14 protein-coding genes and 1 tRNA gene are annotated in these 15,765 nt (G+C 61.3%); 8 read left to right on the forward strand and 7 right to left on the reverse strand.

The window, feature by feature from the left end:
• Nucleotides 1-64: 64 nt before the first annotated feature.
• Entirely contained in the window at nt 65-1,339 is a 1,275-nt protein-coding gene (locus tag C7U61_RS00085; RefSeq protein WP_106996136.1) for a sugar ABC transporter substrate-binding protein, read from the reverse strand.
• Nucleotides 1,340-1,425: 86 nt separating this feature from the next.
• Here C7U61_RS00085 and C7U61_RS00090 point away from each other — a divergent pair, with 86 nt between their 5' ends.
• Nucleotides 1,426-2,376 carry a helix-turn-helix domain-containing protein gene (locus C7U61_RS00090; RefSeq protein ID WP_245410729.1) on the forward strand — a complete coding sequence of 317 codons (951 nt, stop codon included), beginning with the start codon at nt 1,426-1,428 and terminating at the stop codon, nt 2,374-2,376.
• Nucleotides 2,377-2,436: 60 nt separating this feature from the next.
• Nucleotides 2,437-3,213, forward strand: coding sequence for a TIM barrel protein (locus C7U61_RS00095; protein WP_106996138.1), 777 nt, complete (start codon nt 2,437-2,439; stop codon nt 3,211-3,213).
• A 9-nt stretch (nt 3,214-3,222) separates the two neighbouring features.
• Here C7U61_RS00095 and copD read toward each other — a convergent pair whose 3' ends face one another.
• Nucleotides 3,223-4,107, reverse strand: coding sequence for a copper homeostasis membrane protein CopD (copD, locus tag C7U61_RS00100; protein ID WP_106996139.1), 885 nt, complete (start codon nt 4,105-4,107; stop codon nt 3,223-3,225).
• Nucleotides 4,108-4,511: 404 nt separating this feature from the next.
• On the opposite strand from copD, the gene C7U61_RS00105 reads away from it, so the two are divergent.
• Nucleotides 4,512-5,258, forward strand: a complete 747-nt coding sequence (locus C7U61_RS00105; protein ID WP_181315759.1) for a metallophosphoesterase family protein — start codon at nt 4,512-4,514, stop codon at nt 5,256-5,258.
• A gap of 7 nt (nt 5,259-5,265) precedes the next feature.
• On the opposite strand, the gene C7U61_RS00110 is transcribed toward C7U61_RS00105, so the two are convergent.
• Both C7U61_RS00110 and C7U61_RS00115 read right to left on the reverse strand, forming a co-directional pair.
• On the reverse strand, nt 5,266-6,747 hold the full coding sequence (locus tag C7U61_RS00110) for an NAD-dependent succinate-semialdehyde dehydrogenase (protein WP_106996141.1): 1,482 nt from the start codon (nt 6,745-6,747) through the stop codon (nt 5,266-5,268).
• Nucleotides 6,748-6,924: 177 nt separating this feature from the next.
• The gene (locus C7U61_RS00115; protein WP_106996142.1) at nt 6,925-8,196 is read right to left on the reverse strand and encodes a 4-aminobutyrate--2-oxoglutarate transaminase; all 1,272 of its coding nucleotides are present in this window, start codon (nt 8,194-8,196) and stop codon (nt 6,925-6,927) included.
• Between the two features lie 220 nt (nt 8,197-8,416).
• Here C7U61_RS00115 and C7U61_RS00120 point away from each other — a divergent pair, with 220 nt between their 5' ends.
• From C7U61_RS00120 to C7U61_RS00130, 3 genes are all read left to right on the forward strand, one after another.
• Nucleotides 8,417-9,247: a MerR family transcriptional regulator gene (locus C7U61_RS00120; RefSeq protein ID WP_106996143.1), complete on the forward strand. Its 831-nt coding sequence runs from the start codon at nt 8,417-8,419 to the stop codon at nt 9,245-9,247.
• Between the two features lie 83 nt (nt 9,248-9,330).
• Nucleotides 9,331-9,957, forward strand: a complete 627-nt coding sequence (locus C7U61_RS00125; protein ID WP_106996144.1) for a ribonuclease D — start codon at nt 9,331-9,333, stop codon at nt 9,955-9,957.
• A gap of 240 nt (nt 9,958-10,197) precedes the next feature.
• On the forward strand, nt 10,198-11,898 hold the full coding sequence (locus C7U61_RS00130; protein WP_106996145.1) for a hypothetical protein: 1,701 nt from the start codon (nt 10,198-10,200) through the stop codon (nt 11,896-11,898).
• 104 nt (nt 11,899-12,002) lie between these two features.
• Here the strand turns inward: C7U61_RS00130 and rpsA are convergent, their stop codons facing one another.
• The 3 genes from rpsA to C7U61_RS00145 all read right to left on the reverse strand — a co-directional run bounded on the left by rpsA (nt 12,003) and on the right by C7U61_RS00145 (nt 14,871).
• Complete coding sequence (gene rpsA / locus C7U61_RS00135) at nt 12,003-13,706, reverse strand: 30S ribosomal protein S1 (protein WP_092720370.1); 1,704 nt, start codon at nt 13,704-13,706, stop codon at nt 12,003-12,005.
• A gap of 180 nt (nt 13,707-13,886) precedes the next feature.
• Nucleotides 13,887-14,519, reverse strand: coding sequence for a (d)CMP kinase (gene cmk, locus C7U61_RS00140; RefSeq protein ID WP_106996146.1), 633 nt, complete (start codon nt 14,517-14,519; stop codon nt 13,887-13,889).
• A 97-nt stretch (nt 14,520-14,616) separates the two neighbouring features.
• Complete coding sequence (locus C7U61_RS00145; protein ID WP_106996147.1) at nt 14,617-14,871, reverse strand: FMN-binding negative transcriptional regulator; 255 nt, start codon at nt 14,869-14,871, stop codon at nt 14,617-14,619.
• Nucleotides 14,872-15,088: 217 nt separating this feature from the next.
• Between C7U61_RS00145 and C7U61_RS00150 the strand changes: the two genes are divergently transcribed.
• A complete protein-coding gene (locus C7U61_RS00150; protein ID WP_106996875.1) occupies nt 15,089-15,469 on the forward strand; it encodes a TIGR02300 family protein in 381 nt (126 codons plus the stop codon).
• Nucleotides 15,470-15,619: 150 nt separating this feature from the next.
• Nucleotides 15,620-15,695, forward strand: a tRNA-Ala gene (locus C7U61_RS00155).
• Nucleotides 15,696-15,765 lie beyond the last annotated feature (70 nt).

A 15,765-nucleotide genomic window follows, 5' to 3' on the forward strand; every position in this document is an offset into this window, starting at 1 on the left:
TCATCCCACTCCAGGGCGGCGGGGATGCCGGGCGCGGCTTGGGAGACACGCCCCGCGGTGTCACTCATTTCGCGATCGGCAGACCCGTCGCCGAGGCGATCTGCTGGGCTGCATCGTCGAGCGCAGCCTTGCCGTTTGGATAACCGCCGGCGAGATATTTCGTCTGGACAGCCTTTATGACCTCGTCGGCGTCGCTGAAATACTGGGTGCCTGGGCTCGGGCGGATCTTCGGCAGCGTGGCGAGGATATCGGCCCAGACCTTCTGCCCGCCCCAATAGGGCTGCGGCTGGTTGACGAAGGGATCCTGGACCGCCGTCAGCAGCGACGGTACGAGACCGAAGGATTTCAGCATGGTCACCTGACCCTCATTGGTGCCAAGCGTATATTCGAGGAATTTCCAGGCGGCTTCCTTGTGCTTGGAACCGCTGGCGATTGCGAGCGACGAGCCGCCGAGATTGGCCGCATGCGGGCCGTCGGCCGTCATGCTCGGCATCGGATAAACGCCCCATTTACCGGCGAGATCCGGCGAGGTGGAGCGGATGGTGCCTTCATACCAGCCGCCATAGAGCTGCGATGCCACCTTGCTCGCAGTGTTCGCCTGAATTTTCTCGTTCCAGTTCGCCGCGCTCATCAGGCCGGCGTCCTTGATCTCCTTCACCTTGTCCAGAGCCTTCACGCAGGCCGGTTGGTTGACGGTGATGCTCTGGCTGTCATACGAGAAATAGCCGCAGCCCTGTTCGTTGGCGAGCATGCGGAACCATTCGGTGTCGCCGTTAAGGTCGGCCTGCGTCATGACAACACCGGGATTGGCGGCGGAGATTTTCTTGCCGGCGGCGATGAAGTCGTCCCAGGTCTTGATCGTTGCCGGATCGACGCCTGCCTTTTCATACATGTCGCGGCGATAGAACATGGTGACCGGACCGGAATCCCACGGCATTGCGTAGGCGGCATCGCCGACCTCAAGCTCGGCGCGTTTGAAATCCGGGAACTGCTTCTTCAGTTGGTCGTTGTAGCCGAGCTTCGTCAGGTCGGTCAGGCAGTCCGGAAAGCGGTTCCAGAAGATCGAAGCCTTGTGGTTCTCGATCGACATGACGTCAGGCAGGCCATCGCCGCCGGCAGCGCAAGCAGCCAGCATCTTGTCGAAGACCTGCGGGTTGCCGATGTCCTGAACCTCGACCTTGATGTCGGGGTATTTCTTGTTGAATCCCTCGACCGTGGACTTCAGCGCCGACGCAGCGATGTTCCAGCTCCAGACAGTGATGGTGGTCTGTTCCGCAAAGGCGGAACCGGAGGCGAGTAGAGCCGCAAGGGCCGTCGCTCCAGCAAGTTTTAAACGCATTGAAAATCCTCCCTTTTCAATTGCCGTCCTCAATAGAACACGCTTAAACTAGCTGCCGGTACGCTTCTGTCTCCTAAAAAAGGAACATCGACTTGGCGAAAAGTAAGGTGGGTCAACGGGCGGTTTATCAACCAGGCGCCAGCAGCGTCGAAGGGCTCCCGAATGTCCTGCAGATGTTTCATAACCACCCGTTGCCGATGGCAAAGCCGCATTGGCACGCACAGGTGGAAGTCAATTACATCGTCCGCGGGACCGTGCACTACCGCATAGGCGATCACGAGCTTACTTTGCGAGCCGGTGAGATCTGTCTCTTCTGGGGCGGCCAGCCGCATCAGCTGGACGAGCTGTCCGACGACTCGATCTATGCAGGCGCGCATCTGCCGCTCGTGCATTTTTTCCGCCTGCGGCTGCCGCTCGATATTTCCGGCCGCCTCATTCGCGGGCAGACCCTGATAAGCTCGGCGACCGATGCCGCCGACGACGAGAACTTCGCGCGATGGCACCGCTATGTCATGTCCGGCGATGGCGCCAAGGCGGAACATGCCGTCGCGGAACTCCTCCTGCGTCTGGAGCGCATCGCTTTCGAGCCCTATCGTATGGTTCCGGAAAAGGCGGGAAATCCGGCAAATGGCAAGGCTCATCCGCAATCTTCGCGCAGCCTGGCGCGCATGTGCGATTTCATCGCCGATAATTTTCTGCATGACATCGATACGGTCGATATTGCCAAGGCAGCGAACCTCCATCCGAAATACGCCATGAACCTCTTCAAGAAATCGACAGGCATGACGTTGGCGAAATATGTGAGCCTGCTGCGCCTTTCGCGGGCCCAGGCGATGCTGATGCGCGACGGCGCCAACGTTCTGCAGGTCGCCATGGACAGCGGCTTCGGCTCGATCAGCGCTTTCAACAAATCTTTCCGCCATATTGCCGGAATGACGCCCTCCGATTTCCGGCGCGACATGCGCGTACTCTCTGCGGTGAAAGTAGAGGCGATCAAACCCTCGATGCCGCGGCTGCCGCAGCAATATCATCGCTAGAGAGGCTTGCGGTTGCGCATGATCTCGCGCATTGCTCCTGACCAATCGAGGGAGGATCTGATGCGGCAGTTTTCGGCTTGTATCGAGTGGTTGTTTGCGCGCGATGGCGATGTCTTTGCCGATCGTATCGGGCGGGCGCATGCGGCGGGGCTCGATGCTGTCGAGTTCTGGCACTGGACGAACAAGGATCTGAACGCAATTGCAGCTGCCGTCGCCGAGACCGGCATTGCCGTGTCCGGAATGGTGGCAGAGCCGATGATCGCGCTGACGAATCTGGCAAATAAAGAGGCGTGGCTCAAAGGGTTGCGGGAGTCCGTGGCGGTCGCCCAGCGTCTCGGCGCGCCGGTTCTGATTGCACAGGCCGGCGATGATCTGCCGGAGTTTTCCCGTGCCGAGCAGCGCGCGGCCATCGTCGCCGCCTTGAGCGCCGGTGCCGATATTCTCGAAGGGTCCGGCGTCCGGCTCGGCCTCGAGCCGTTGAATACGAGGATCGATCACGTCGGCTACTATCTTTCCTCGACCGCGGAAGGCCTTGATATCGTCGATGAGGTCGGCCGTCCGGAAGTGGGCATCGTCTACGATCTCTATCATTCGGCTGTCATGGGCGAGAACACGCAGCAGGTGATCGGCGATCGTATCGATCGGATCGTGCATCTTCATGTCGCCGACCATCCCGGCCGCAACGATCCCGGCACCGGCCATATCGATCTGGCGGAGCGGCTTGATTGGCTTTTTGCCGGGGGTTATCGCGGCAGGATCGGTTTGGAATACAAACCGGCGGCAAGCGACGCGGCAGCCGTTCGTGCGGTCATAACATCGCTCGGCGCTAGGGGTTAGCGCAGGCATCTACACCGGCTCCAGCATGCCGAAGACGGCGACCAGCGCGATGACGACAATGGCGATGACGATCTCTGCAACGCTTCCAAGCCGAAGGGCCAGCAGCGCGCGGTCATGATTGCGGCCGATCCAGGGAACGAAGACGTAGCGATTGATGATTGCCAGCACCGCCATGACGGCAACCAGCGCGATCTTGACGGCAAGCAGCATCTGATAGGGAGAAGACCAGTCCGTCGGCAGACGTTTCAGGATCAGCAGCGTATTGACGATGCCGGAGACGATGACGAGCGCGACAGCAACGTGCCCGGCATTGGAGAAGCGGCGCAGCGCCAGTTGCGCTTCCGCCCTGCATTCCGGGCGGCCGAGAAGCCTGAGGGTGGAGAGCAGCGGCACCAGCGCGCCCAGCCAGCCCCCGCCGGCAAGCACGTGCAGGATATCGTTGGCGCGATGCACCTGCTTGAGCCAGCCTTCCAGCATCGAGGCGTGCCCGGTCAATGAAAGCGAGGCGAGCCCGAGGCCTGCGCCCAGGGTCAGTCCGTAGCGACACCGTTTCTCCGGAAGCAACAAGGCGCCAGCCATCACGATGGCTGCCAGCGCCTGCGCCTGCCAGGCGGCTCCGACCGTGGTTTTGAAAATTACGTCGTGGATCATGCCGGCATCGAGCGCATCGCTCCAGCCGTTGCCGATATTCGCTGTCGTCACCGGCAGCACGGCCAACACCGTTAAAACGGCAATCGCAGCAATCAGCAGAAACGGTTTCGCCACCATGCGCCAGACGGTGTCGGCAAGTGCTCTCGGGACAAGGAGCGAGAGATAGGCGCAGGCGCCCCATAGAAGCATCAGAGATGCGTCATGCAGGAAGCGGCAGAGCTGGAGCGCCGTCGTCGTATCCATCAGGGCTTCACGATAAGTTTACAGTCGCTGTGAATGGGACGCTCCAGTGTGAGGCGCTGTCGTTTGCGCCGGCAATCCGGCAACTACCGTGCCGAAGCTGACAGATGCGGCATTTTTCCAGTTGTATGGCGGGCAGTTCTCGCGCCGACGCGATGAGCGCGATAGGATTGCGGATACGCACTGTCAACTTTCTCCATGCATAAAGGCGCGGTTCGGGACGCTTTGCCGCAAGGCGGGCTGGTGCCGTAGGCTGGGGCCTGCCGTCGGAACCATCATCAGCGATGATTTCTGTCTTTCTGGCAAAGAATCGTCGTTTTTGAGTCCTTTTTGCAGACACAGTTAAGGCGTTCCGGGGTGTGCGTTCGAAAGGCAGTTTCATGGCGGCGTCCAGGATACGCGAAAAAATGGCCAATGGCTTCGGCCATCCTCGGCGTCGAGAGTGGCTCGAACATCTCGACGTGCCCACCTACGTCATCGGCGATGTTCACGGCCGTTACGATCTGCTCAGTGCGTTGGAGCGCAAGATCTTTGCCGACGCGGCGGGGCTTCCCGGCCGAAAGCTCATCATCATGCTGGGAGATTTCATCGATCGCGGCCCGGCCTCGGCACAGGTCGTCAGCCGCTTGATGGCGGCGCCGCCGAACGGTTTCGACCGCATCTGCCTCACCGGCAATCACGAGATGGCAATGCTGTCCTATCTCGATGGCGAGATATCGCTGGAGGATTGGGTGGCGCTCGGCGGCGATGCGACGCTCGCCTCCTATGGCGTGGATATCCCTCGCCTTCAGCAATTATATCCCAAGCAGAAGAAGCTCGATACGTTCATCCGAACCTGGCTGCCCGACGATCACGTCAATTTCCTGCGCGGCCTGCCGATCATGCTGGATACGCCGAAGGCGCTCTTCGTCCATGCCGGCATCGATCCGGATCGGCCCATTTCGGAGCAGCAGGACGATGATCTCGTCTTCATCCGCTCGCGCTTCTACGACAGCGCGCAGCCGCTGCCGAAGCTGATCGTACATGGCCATACACCAATCCAGCAGGCGGAAGTCAACGGTCTCCGGCTCAATCTCGATACGGGCGCTTTCTACACCGGCCGATTGAGCGCGGCCCGGCTGTGGCAGGGCCGCATTCATATCACCTCGACTTGATAGCCAGCTATAGATTGCCGATGCAGAGATATTTCATTTCCAGATAGTCGTCGGCGCCATGGCGCGAGCCTTCCCGCCCGAGGCCGGATTGCTTGATGCCGCCAAAGGGTGCGGTTTCCGACGACATCAGGCCGGTATTGATGCCGACCATGCCATATTCCAGAGCTTCCGCCACGCGCCAGACCTTCTTCAGGTCGCCGGCGAAGAAATAGGCGGCAAGGCCGAATTCGGTATCGTTTGCCTGGGTGATGACATCCTCGACGGTGTCGAAGCGGAAGAGCGGCGCCACCGGGCCGAAGGTTTCCTCGCGGGCAACCTTCATGCTCCGGTCGACGCCCGTCAGGATCGTCGGCGCGAAGAACGTGCCGCCACCCTCGATGCGCCGGCCGCCCGTCACGATGCGGGCTCCCTTTGAAACGGCATCGCGAACATGGTCTTCTGCCTTGGCGACACCCTGTTCGTCGATCAGCGGTCCAACGGTCACGCCTGGCTTGAAGCCGTCGCCAACGGAGAGTTCGCCGACTTTGACGGCAAGCTTGGCGGCAAAGGCGTCATAGACGTTGGATTGTACGTAGATGCGGTTGGCGCAGACGCAGGTCTGGCCGGCATTGCGGTATTTCGACGCCATCGCTCCTTCGACGGCGGCGTCGAGATCGGCATCGTCGAAAACGATGAAGGGCGCATTGCCGCCGAGCTCAAGGCTGACCTTCTTGATCTGGTCGGCGCACTGCCGCATCAGGATGCGGCCGACTTCGGTCGAGCCGGTGAAGCTGATCTTGCGCACCTTCGGATTGCCGCAAAGCTCGCGGCCGATGGCTGGGCCGTCGACGCCGACAATGATGTTGAGCACGCCGGCCGGAACGCCCGCCTCTTCGGCAAGCACGGCAAGCGCGATCGCCGTCAGCGGCGTCTGCTCGGCGGGCTTCGAGACCACGGTGCAGCCGACGGCAAGCGCCGGTGCGATCTTGCGGGCGATCATGGCAGCCGGGAAGTTCCAGGGCGTGATCGTGCCGACGACGCCGACCGGCTGCTTGATGACGACCATGCGCTTGTCGTTGGAGGGCGCGGGGATGGTTTCGCCGTAGATGCGTTTGGCCTCTTCCGCATACCATTCGACATAGGAGGCGGCGTAGAGGATCTCGCCTCTGGCTTCCGGCAGCGGCTTGCCCATCTCGGCAGTCAGTATCGCCGCTAGCTCGTCGGCATTGGCGATCATGAGATCGAACCATTTGCGCAGGATCGCTGCCCGTTCCTTGGCCGGGCGGGCGGCCCAGGCGACCTGAGCGATGTAGGCGGCATCGATGGCCGCCGTCGTCTCGGCGGCGCCCATGTCCGGCAGCGAAGCCAGCACTTCGCCGGTGGCGGGGTTGATGACATCGAATGTTTTAATCGCCCCGCCGCCCGTCCAGGCGCCGTTGATGTAGCCGGCGGCGCGCAGGAGGCGTGAAGAGACGGGAACATGCTTGGTCATTGCCGTTGTAAAGGACATGGTCTGAACTCCGATATTGGTTTGCCCGACAAGGCCGTGCGCAGATAGCTAGGCATCAGGATATGGCGTCAGCGCAGAAGGTTGGATGTGAAGCTCGTTGGTGCCGAGAGTTCCTTCTCCCGGAGGGGAAAAGGGGACGCGGCAGCGACCTCATTTCATATGCGATCGCCCTTGCTGTTAACGGGAGGCGCTTGCCTCGATCAGCGATGCCTCGAGAATGTCGAGGGCCTCGCTGAACACGCCGTCCTGAATGGTGAGCGGTGATAGGAAGCGGATGACATTGCCGTAGACACCGCAGGTGAGCAGGATCAGGCCCTTGTCAAGCGCGATCAGCCGCACCTTGTTGGCGAAATCCGCGCTCGGCAGCTTCGTCGTCGCGTCGTTGAATTCGACCGCATTCATGAAGCCTGGGCCGCGGATATCGGCGATTTCAGGCACCTTGTCACGCAGCGATTCCAGCCGCTGCTTCAGACGGGAACCAAGCTGGTTCGCGCGGTCGCAAAGGCCCTCGTCGGCGATGACGTCGAGTACGGCATGGGCTGCGGCGATGCCGAGCGGATTGCCGCCATAGGTGCCGCCGAGGCCGCCTGGAGCGGGTGCATCCATGATCTCGGCGCGGCCAGTAACGGCGGCAAGCGGAAAGCCGCCCGCAAGGCTCTTCGCCATGGTGACGAGATCGGCCGCCACTTCATGGTGATCCATCGCGAACATCTTGCCGGTGCGCGCAAAGCCGGTCTGCACCTCGTCGGCGATCAGAAGAATGCCCTGCTGGTCGCAGATCTCGCGCAGCGCCTTCATGAAGGCGGCAGGCGCGGGATAGAAGCCGCCTTCGCCCTGGACAGGCTCGAGAATGATCGCAGCCACACGCTGCGGATCGACATCGGCGGCAAAGAGCTTCTTCAGCGTCGCCAGCGACTGCTCGACGCTGATGCCGTGCAGCGGCACGGGGAAGGGCGCATGGAAGACGTCGCCCGGCATCGGGCCGAAGCCGATCTTGTAGGGCGCGACCTTGCCGGTCAGCGCCATGCCCATGAAGGTACGGCCATGGAAGCCGCCGCCGAAGGCGATGATGGCGGAGCGGCCGGTGGCGGCGCGGGCGATCTTGACGGCGTTTTCGACCGCTTCGGCACCGGTGGTCACGAAGATGGTCTTCTTGGCAAAGTTGCCGGGGAGGAGCGCATTCAGCCGCTCGGCGAGGCGTACATAGCTCTCGTAGGGCACGACCTGATGGCAGGTATGCGTGAAGCGGTCGAGCTGTTCCTTGACGGCGGCGATGACGCGGGGATGGCGATGGCCAGTGTTCACTACGGCGATGCCGGAGGCGAAATCGATGTAGCGATGCCCTTCCTTGTCCCAGATCTCGGCGTTTTCGGCGCGATCGGCATAGATCTGCGTCGTCACGCCGAGGCCGCGGGAAATGGCGGCGTTCTTCCGCTCGGTCAAAGTCATTGCAGTGCTCCCACAAAGTGTTTTCGAATTATCTTGCAGAAGTTCTGCAAGTTATTTATAAAACTCCTACATTTTTCCTGTAGGATTTCAAGCGGGATTTTGCGCGGGGGACAAGAATGCGCCGAAGGCCGGCAGGAGGTTGCCGCTTTCCTTTAAGACGCGCTAAGTCGCTTCATCCGTGCTAAACGGATCGAAAGACAAAAATCAGGGATATTGGCGAATGAGCAGCATCGAGCCCGAGCGCTATCCGGTGCGCTACAAGGTGGCAGAGGCGGCGCGTCTTGCCGGCGTATCGGCCTCCACGTTGCGCTTATGGGAAAGCCAGGGGCTTGTCGTCCCCTCCCGCTCCGAGACCGGGCACCGTCAGTACAGCGCCGAGGATGTGGCGCGATTGAAGCGCATCGCATGGTTTCGGGCGGAGCGCGGTCTCAATCCGGCGGCGATTCGCGAAGCACTGGAAACGGAAGAGGGTGGCGCAGCCAATCTGGAGAATGGCGAGCAACCGGCCTCCTCGGATATTGGTCGCAGGCTCCGGTCGCTGCGCCATGCGGCCGCCAAGACGCTGGAGCAGGTCGCCGCCGACATGGGAATGACCTCCTCAACGCTGTCGACCCTGGAGCGCACCTCGCAAGGCGTCAGCTTCAAGACCCTGCATGACCTGGCGGATTATTACGGCACGACGGTATCGCGCCTGTCCGGCGAGGAGCGCGAGGATGTTTCCGTGCTCGTCCGATCCGGCGAATGGCGTGCCTGGCCGGCAACGACACCGGGCGTCACCGTCCAGCTGCTCGCCGAGGGCAGGACGATGATGGATTGCCATCGCTTCGTGCTCGCGCCGGGTGCGACAAGCGAGGGCGCATATCGCCACGAAGGCGAGGAGTTCATCCATGTCCTTGCCGGGCGGCTGGAGCTGGTCCTCGACAGCGATCAGTTCTTCGATCTCCTGCCCGGGGATTCACTTTATTTCGAAAGCCGCCGCTACCATTCCTGGCGCAACCGGCATGATGGTGAGACCATATTGCTCTGGATCAACACGCCGCCGACGTTTTGAACGGCGCCGGTATGGTTCTCATCCTCTCCGTTCTATAGAACGGACGAAACGCGAATTCAGAACGACAGAGCCGGGAGAATCTCATGGCTGCCACCATCCGTTATCACGAAGGCGATATTTCCGCCGCAGATGCCGCACGCTACACCGGCGCCATTGCCATCGATACCGAGACCCTCGGCCTCGTTCCACACCGCGACCGGCTTTGCCTCGTGCAGCTGTCGCCGGGTGACGGCACGGCCGATATCATTCGCATCGCCGCCGGCCAGAAGCAGGCGCCCAATCTCGTCACCATGCTCGCCGACCCGGCGCGGCAGAAGATCTTTCATTACGGCCGCTTCGATATCGCCGTCCTGTTCCATACCTTCGGCGTCACCACCACGCCGGTCTTTTGCACGAAGATCGCCTCGCGCCTCTGCCGCACCTATACCGACCGTCACGGCCTGAAGGACAATCTCAAGGAGATGCTCGACGTCGATATTTCAAAGGCACAGCAATCGTCGGACTGGGCCGCGGAGACGCTGTCCCCGGCGCAGCTCGAATATGCCGCCTCCGACGTGCTCTATCTCCACGCGCTTCGCGAGAAGCTGACCCAACGCCTGCTGCGCGATGGCCGCATGGACTATGCGGATGATTGCTTTGCCTTCCTGCCGACGCGCGCCAAGCTCGACCTTCTCGGCTGGGAAGAGGCGGATATCTTTGCGCATAGCTGATTGCTTCGCTAAGAGCGCGAAACCCAGGAGCCGGTGCCGCAAAAGCGGCACCGGCTCCTTTGTTTAGGAATCTATTAAGGACTAAACTGCTATTTTGCGGATGATTTCCAATTCTGCGCCTTCGCGCCTCGTCAGTTCGCTCATGTGGCGATAGGAAATGTACCGGCCGCATGAGCGGACCTGGATTGAACCTGCCCCCTCCCGCTTCCATCGTCGCCTTGCCAGACAAAGGAGCATGTCATGTTGCTTCCCGTTGGTGCCGTGTCCGCTGTGGGTGTGTCCATTGAGAAGCCGATTGCCGCAACGGCTGAAACCTCCGGGCTTCAGACCGCAGCGACACCGCTTGCCGTTCTGTCAAGTGCCGTCAATGCCAGCGTCGAGGGCAAGCTGAACATGCTGCTGGTCGCCGCTCGCGAACGTATGCTCGACAGCCTGCTCTCTGCAATCGATGTCGCCAGCAAGGTCGTGAATGTTCCCCGAGAGCCGGGAGAGAGCAATACCGCCTATGCGCAACGCGTTGCCGCCGCAATCCGCGGCCTGCCGCCGCAACAGCTCGCCGCCGCGCAGCAGCACATCGACGCGCAGATGAGGACGCCGGTATCCTTGCCGCTTCTGGCAGCGGCATTGGAGGATCCGGAAAGCCCGCAGACGGTGCAGCTGGCTCTCAGCCTTGAACAGGCATCGGCGGCCGAGCCGGACGCCGTGCTCAAGGCGGTCGTCAACTCCTATGGACAGAATGCCGGCGAAGTGGAAAGACCGGTGGCGCAGGCACTCGTATCCGCTCCGCTGCAAAAGGTGGCTGACCTGACCGCCCTGGCAACGGGGCTTGCCGCTGCTGCGGAAGAACCGGCTTCCGCCATGCCGACACCTGCGCCTGCGACGACCGCACCAGCGACGGCTCAGCCTGCTGCACAGCCGGCACCTGCGGCGCAGCCAACGCCGCAATCGGGCATTCCCGTTCAATCCCAATCCGCGCCGGCTGCTGCCCAAGCGATCCAAGCCTCGCCGGCTCAAGCGCAGACGGTTGCGCAAAACGGTACCGTCGCCCCCCAAGCCGCGCCTGCCGGCAACGGTGCCGCTGGCACTGCGGCCGCCACTGTCCAGTCTTCCACGCTTGCTTCTCTTGTCGATGATCTGACCGCGAGCGTGCTGCTGACGGCGATTGCTGCCGAGGCGGAACTCCCGACCGAAGTCGCATTGATCCGGTCGCCGCGGACGCCGCCTCCCATGCCGCGCGATATCCAGCAGATAGAGGCCGATATCAAACAGGGCCTGCAGGTCGTCATTGGCGCGCCTGCGATGGCGACCGATCCCGACCTCCTGCAGATCATCAACAATCCCTCTTCTTCCGCTGAGAAGATCATCGCCCAGGCGCTGACCGTCAATGCTGCCGCGCAAGCCGCATCCGGGCAGCCGGCCGTCGATGAACACACCCGAAGCCCAGCTTCCGTAGCGGCCGCGCCGGTGTCATTGACGGAACAGCCTGAAGCGCCTGCTGCCGTACTCTCTTCCGGCAAACCATCACTGCAGGCGCCGCCCGCAACCGCGGCGGCGGTGTATGAGGCCACGGAGCAGACAGCAATGCCGGCGCCCCAGCCGTTGGGTGTTCCCTTCGTCGTGGCGAATTATTTGCCCGTTGATGCGCCCGGTAGGAGCAGCGAGATGATGAAATTGTCCAACCGAGTCGATCCCGTCGGCGATGAGGAGGGTAGGCAAGCTCAGGACGAAGAGACCGCCTCGGATCAGGATGAAAACGAAGCTCATCCGGAGGAACCGTCGGCACGGGCGGCAGAGGAGACATCCGACGAGGCGGAGGCGGGATCGGCTCCGGAGCAGGGCGCTGCCATCGCGCCGGAGCACGTTGCCCTGCCGCAGCCCCTGCGTGACCCTCTGCAAGACCACGCCTTCGATTTCTATCGTCGCATGGTCGCCTGGGAATAGGCCGCCTCGCAACGGACAGGTGGCACAGGCACTTACATAGTGGGCATAAGAAAAACCCGCCGGATCGCTCCGGCGGGTCTTTTGTTCCAGGCTTCTACCGAAGATTATTCGGCGTTGCGGTTCTTCAAAGCCGCACCCAGGATGTCGCCGAGCGAAGCGCCCGAGTCGGACGAACCGAACTGAGCAACGGCTTCCTTCTCTTCTGCGATTTCCAGAGCCTTGATGGACAGCATGATCTTGCGGTCCTTCTTGGAGAAGTTGGTGACGCGGGCGTCAACAACCTGACCGACCGAGAAACGCTCAGGGCGCTGCTCGTCACGGTCACGCGACAGATCGGCGCGGCGGATGAACGAGGTGATGTCTTCGTGGTTGACGAGCTTCACTTCGATGCCGCCATCGTTGACTGCGATGACTTCGCAGGAAACGACTGCATTCTTGCGCAGGTCGCCGGAAGCGGCTGCTTCGCCGACTGCGTCCTTGCCGAGCTGCTTGATGCCGAGCGAGATGCGTTCCTTCTCGACGTCGACGTCGAGAACGACGGCCTTGACGACGTCACCCTTGTTGTACTCTTCGATGACCTGCTCGCCCGGACGGTTCCAGTCGAGGTCGGAGAGGTGAACCATGCCGTCCACATCGCCGTCGAGGCCGATGAACAGGCCGAATTCGGTCTTGTTCTTGACTTCGCCTTCGACTTCGGTGCCAGCCGGATGGTTGCGAGCGAATGCTGCCCACGGATTTTCCAGCGTCTGCTTCAGGCCGAGCGAGATACGACGCTTGGTCGGATCGACTTCGAGAACGACGACTTCGACTTCCTGGCTCGTGGACAGGATCTTGCCGGGGTGAACGTTCTTCTTGGTCCAGGACATTTCCGAGATATGGATCAGGCCTTCGATGCCCGGCTCCAGCTCGACGAACGCACCGTAGTCGGTGATGTTCGTGACGGTACCGGAAATCTTCTTGCCTTCCGGATACTTGGCCTGGATGCCATCCCACGGATCGCTCTCGAGCTGCTTCATGCCGAGCGAGATACGGTGGGTTTCCTGGTTGATGCGGATGATCTGTACCTTGACCTGCTGGCCGATGGACAGGATTTCCGACGGATGGTTCACACGGCGCCATGCCATGTCGGTGACGTGCAGCAGGCCGTCGATGCCGCCGAGGTCGACGAACGCACCGTAATCGGTGATGTTCTTGACGACGCCGTCAACAACCTGGCCTTCTTCGAGGTTCTGAACGATTTCAGAACGCTGCTCGGCACGAGACTCTTCCAGAACCGTACGACGCGAAACGACGATGTTGCCGCGGCGCTTGTCCATCTTGAGGATTTCGAAGGGCTGCGGGTTGTGCATCAGCGGGGTAACGTCGCGGATCGGACGGATGTCGACCTGCGAACGCGGCAGGAAGGCGATAGCGCCGTCGAGATCGACGGTGAAGCCGCCCTTGACCTGGTTGAAGATGACGCCTTCGACGCGCTCGCCAGCTTCGAACTTGGCTTCGAGCTTGATCCAGCTTTCTTCGCGGCGAGCCTTTTCGCGCGACAGGACAGCTTCGCCAAGCGCGTTTTCGATACGCTCGACATAGACTTCGACTTCATCGCCAACCTTGAGCGTGCCGTCCTTGGCGCGTGCACCGAATTCCTTCAGCGCGATGCGGCCTTCGACCTTGAGGCCGACGTCCACAACGGCGACATCCTTTTCGATGGCGGTGATGATGCCCTTGGTAACATAGCCTTCAGCCAGATCGTTCTTGGCAAAGGATTCTTCGAGAAGGGCCGCGAAATCTTCGCGAGAGGGGGAAGTTACAGACATAAAATCTCCTGGCGTGTCCCGATCATGCGATCTGAACACTGATGCGCCGGTGGTTTGCGTTGAACAGGCCTGACCCCAGTCCGCCTCCTTTCGGGAAGCTATCCGGCGCTTGGACGGAATGTCAGGCTATCTTGAAATCGGCGGTTTCCGGCGCGAGGCGCGCGAAGGCCGCTCAAATTTTCAGGCATTTCGGCTCAGAGCGGCGTCGATGATCGATTTTGCCGTCTGAAACGCCGCTTCTATACTCATTTCTGAGGTATCTAGCAAGTACGCGTCTTCAGCTGGTTTCAAAGGGCTGTCGGTGCGGCCCATGTCGCGCTCGTCGCGTCGTTTCACATCCTCGAAGATCGCGCCGTAATCGGCTCTGCCGCCGGCTTCCACGATTTCTTCATAGCGCCGCTTCGCCCGCACTTCGGCCGAAGCCGTCACATAGAGTTTCACCGGCGCATCGGGGCAGACCACGGTGCCGATATCGCGGCCGTCGAGCACGGCGCCTGGCTTCTTTTGCGCAAAACGACGCTGCGCATCGACCAGAGCCCGGCGCACGGCCGGCATGACGGCGATCTTCGAGGCGGCCTCGCCGATCTCGTGGAGGGACAGAACGGTCCGGTCGAGCCCGGCGAGATCGACCTTGCGTGCCATTCCTCCGGCAATCGTTTCGTCGTCGAGCGGCAGTCCGGCATCGAGCAGGGCCTTGGCGGTGGCGCGGTAGGTGAGGCCGGTATCGAGATGATGATAGCCATAGGCCTCGGCGATCCGGCGTGCCAGAGTTCCCTTGCCGGCGGCCGCTGGTCCATCGATGGCGATGATCATGTCTTCTTCCGTCCTAATCGGTCTCTCGTTATTTGCTGCAGCGGCGCACCAGATCGGGCATCTCCACCGCCCACGTGCGATCGATTGCCGAAAGGCCTTAAGCGACGCCCTGTCGGTCAGCCAACGGCCGGTTCTGGCTCACCTTCCACTTGCCGTCAATCGTCTCGATGGCGATTTCGATGCGGACGATGCCCCTCTTCTGCGCTGCGACGATTCCCGGTAGTGCATCCTCCACGGCCCAGAGCTCAGCGCGGCTGCTCCCGTTCTTGCCGGTCATCGCTCCGATCTGCCTGAGCAGCCAGGCGGGCTCCTCGATGGTCCGCGCGGCTCCGCTCCACCTGCACGATTCCATAGTTCTATCTAGGCACCATCTCGCCGGTCTGCCGCTTCGCAAGGCTCTTTGGCAAAGACCTGCCGTCTACTATACTAAACCCCATGCAAAGCCGCATGAACTTTAGCTTTGACAGAAACGGCGGCAACGATTAAGGGGACCGGCTGATATTTCCCTTAAAACGCCGGCTTCCCCGGCATTGCCGAATTTTCATTCGGCCATTCATGAGGCTTTGACAGTGGCGAAAGCGGAACTTGGAACAAAACGTACCGACCCCGATACCGGCAAGAAGTTCTATGACCTGAACCGGGATCCGGTGGTCTCGCCCTATACCGGCAAGTCCTGGCCCTTGTCCTTCTTCGAAGAGACCTCCGCTTCCAAGGAAGTTCCGGAAGAGGACGAAGTGGCGGAAGTCGATACCGAAAACACGGAAGTCGAACTGGTCTCGCTCGAGGATGCCGACGATGCAGCAAGCGGCGACGACATTCCGGATATCGGCGATGACGATGTCGAAATCGGTGACGATGACGACGATACCTTCCTCGAAGCCGACGAAGATGAAGATGACGACGACATGAGCGACATCATCGGCGTCACGGGCGACGAAGACGACGTCTGATCCAAAGACAATCGGCCCGGCGAAAGAAAAAATTTCCCGGGCCGAATTTTTCGGCTTGCTATCTGTGAAAACCACAAGTAAGAAGCCGCCACCCCGACGGGCGAAGCGCTCGGAAGGGACCCAGGGCCGGTCAAACGGCACCATCTTGATGGGGCTATAGCTCAGCTGGGAGAGCGCTTGCATGGCATGCAAGAGGTCAGCGGTTCGATCCCGCTTAGCTCCACCACGCTTCGCCCTTACGGGCTTCGCGTGGCGCAGCCGCGGGAAACCGTTAGGCCGAAGCAGTGCCCGGCAAA

This window comes from Rhizobium sp. JAB6, from assembly GCF_003024605.1.
Classification (GTDB): Bacteria; Pseudomonadota; Alphaproteobacteria; order Rhizobiales; family Rhizobiaceae; genus Rhizobium.

Coding starts and splice junctions, on each gene's coding strand:
- copD (WP_106996139.1), bottom strand. CDS start 4,107: ATGGATACGACGACGGCGCTCCAGCTCTGCCGCTTCCTGCATGACGCA.
- C7U61_RS00125 (WP_106996144.1), top strand. CDS start 9,331: ATGGCTGCCACCATCCGTTATCACGAAGGCGATATTTCCGCCGCAGAT.
- cmk (WP_106996146.1), bottom strand. CDS start 14,519: ATGATCATCGCCATCGATGGACCAGCGGCCGCCGGCAAGGGAACTCTG.
- C7U61_RS00130 (WP_106996145.1), top strand. CDS start 10,198: ATGTTGCTTCCCGTTGGTGCCGTGTCCGCTGTGGGTGTGTCCATTGAG.
- C7U61_RS00110 (WP_106996141.1), bottom strand. CDS start 6,747: ATGTCCTTTACAACGGCAATGACCAAGCATGTTCCCGTCTCTTCACGC.
- C7U61_RS00105 (WP_181315759.1), top strand. CDS start 4,512: ATGGCCAATGGCTTCGGCCATCCTCGGCGTCGAGAGTGGCTCGAACAT.
- C7U61_RS00085 (WP_106996136.1), bottom strand. CDS start 1,339: ATGCGTTTAAAACTTGCTGGAGCGACGGCCCTTGCGGCTCTACTCGCC.
- rpsA (WP_092720370.1), bottom strand. CDS start 13,706: ATGTCTGTAACTTCCCCCTCTCGCGAAGATTTCGCGGCCCTTCTCGAA.
- C7U61_RS00145 (WP_106996147.1), bottom strand. CDS start 14,871: ATGGAATCGTGCAGGTGGAGCGGAGCCGCGCGGACCATCGAGGAGCCC.
- C7U61_RS00095 (WP_106996138.1), top strand. CDS start 2,437: ATGCGGCAGTTTTCGGCTTGTATCGAGTGGTTGTTTGCGCGCGATGGC.
- C7U61_RS00120 (WP_106996143.1), top strand. CDS start 8,417: ATGAGCAGCATCGAGCCCGAGCGCTATCCGGTGCGCTACAAGGTGGCA.
- C7U61_RS00115 (WP_106996142.1), bottom strand. CDS start 8,196: ATGACTTTGACCGAGCGGAAGAACGCCGCCATTTCCCGCGGCCTCGGC.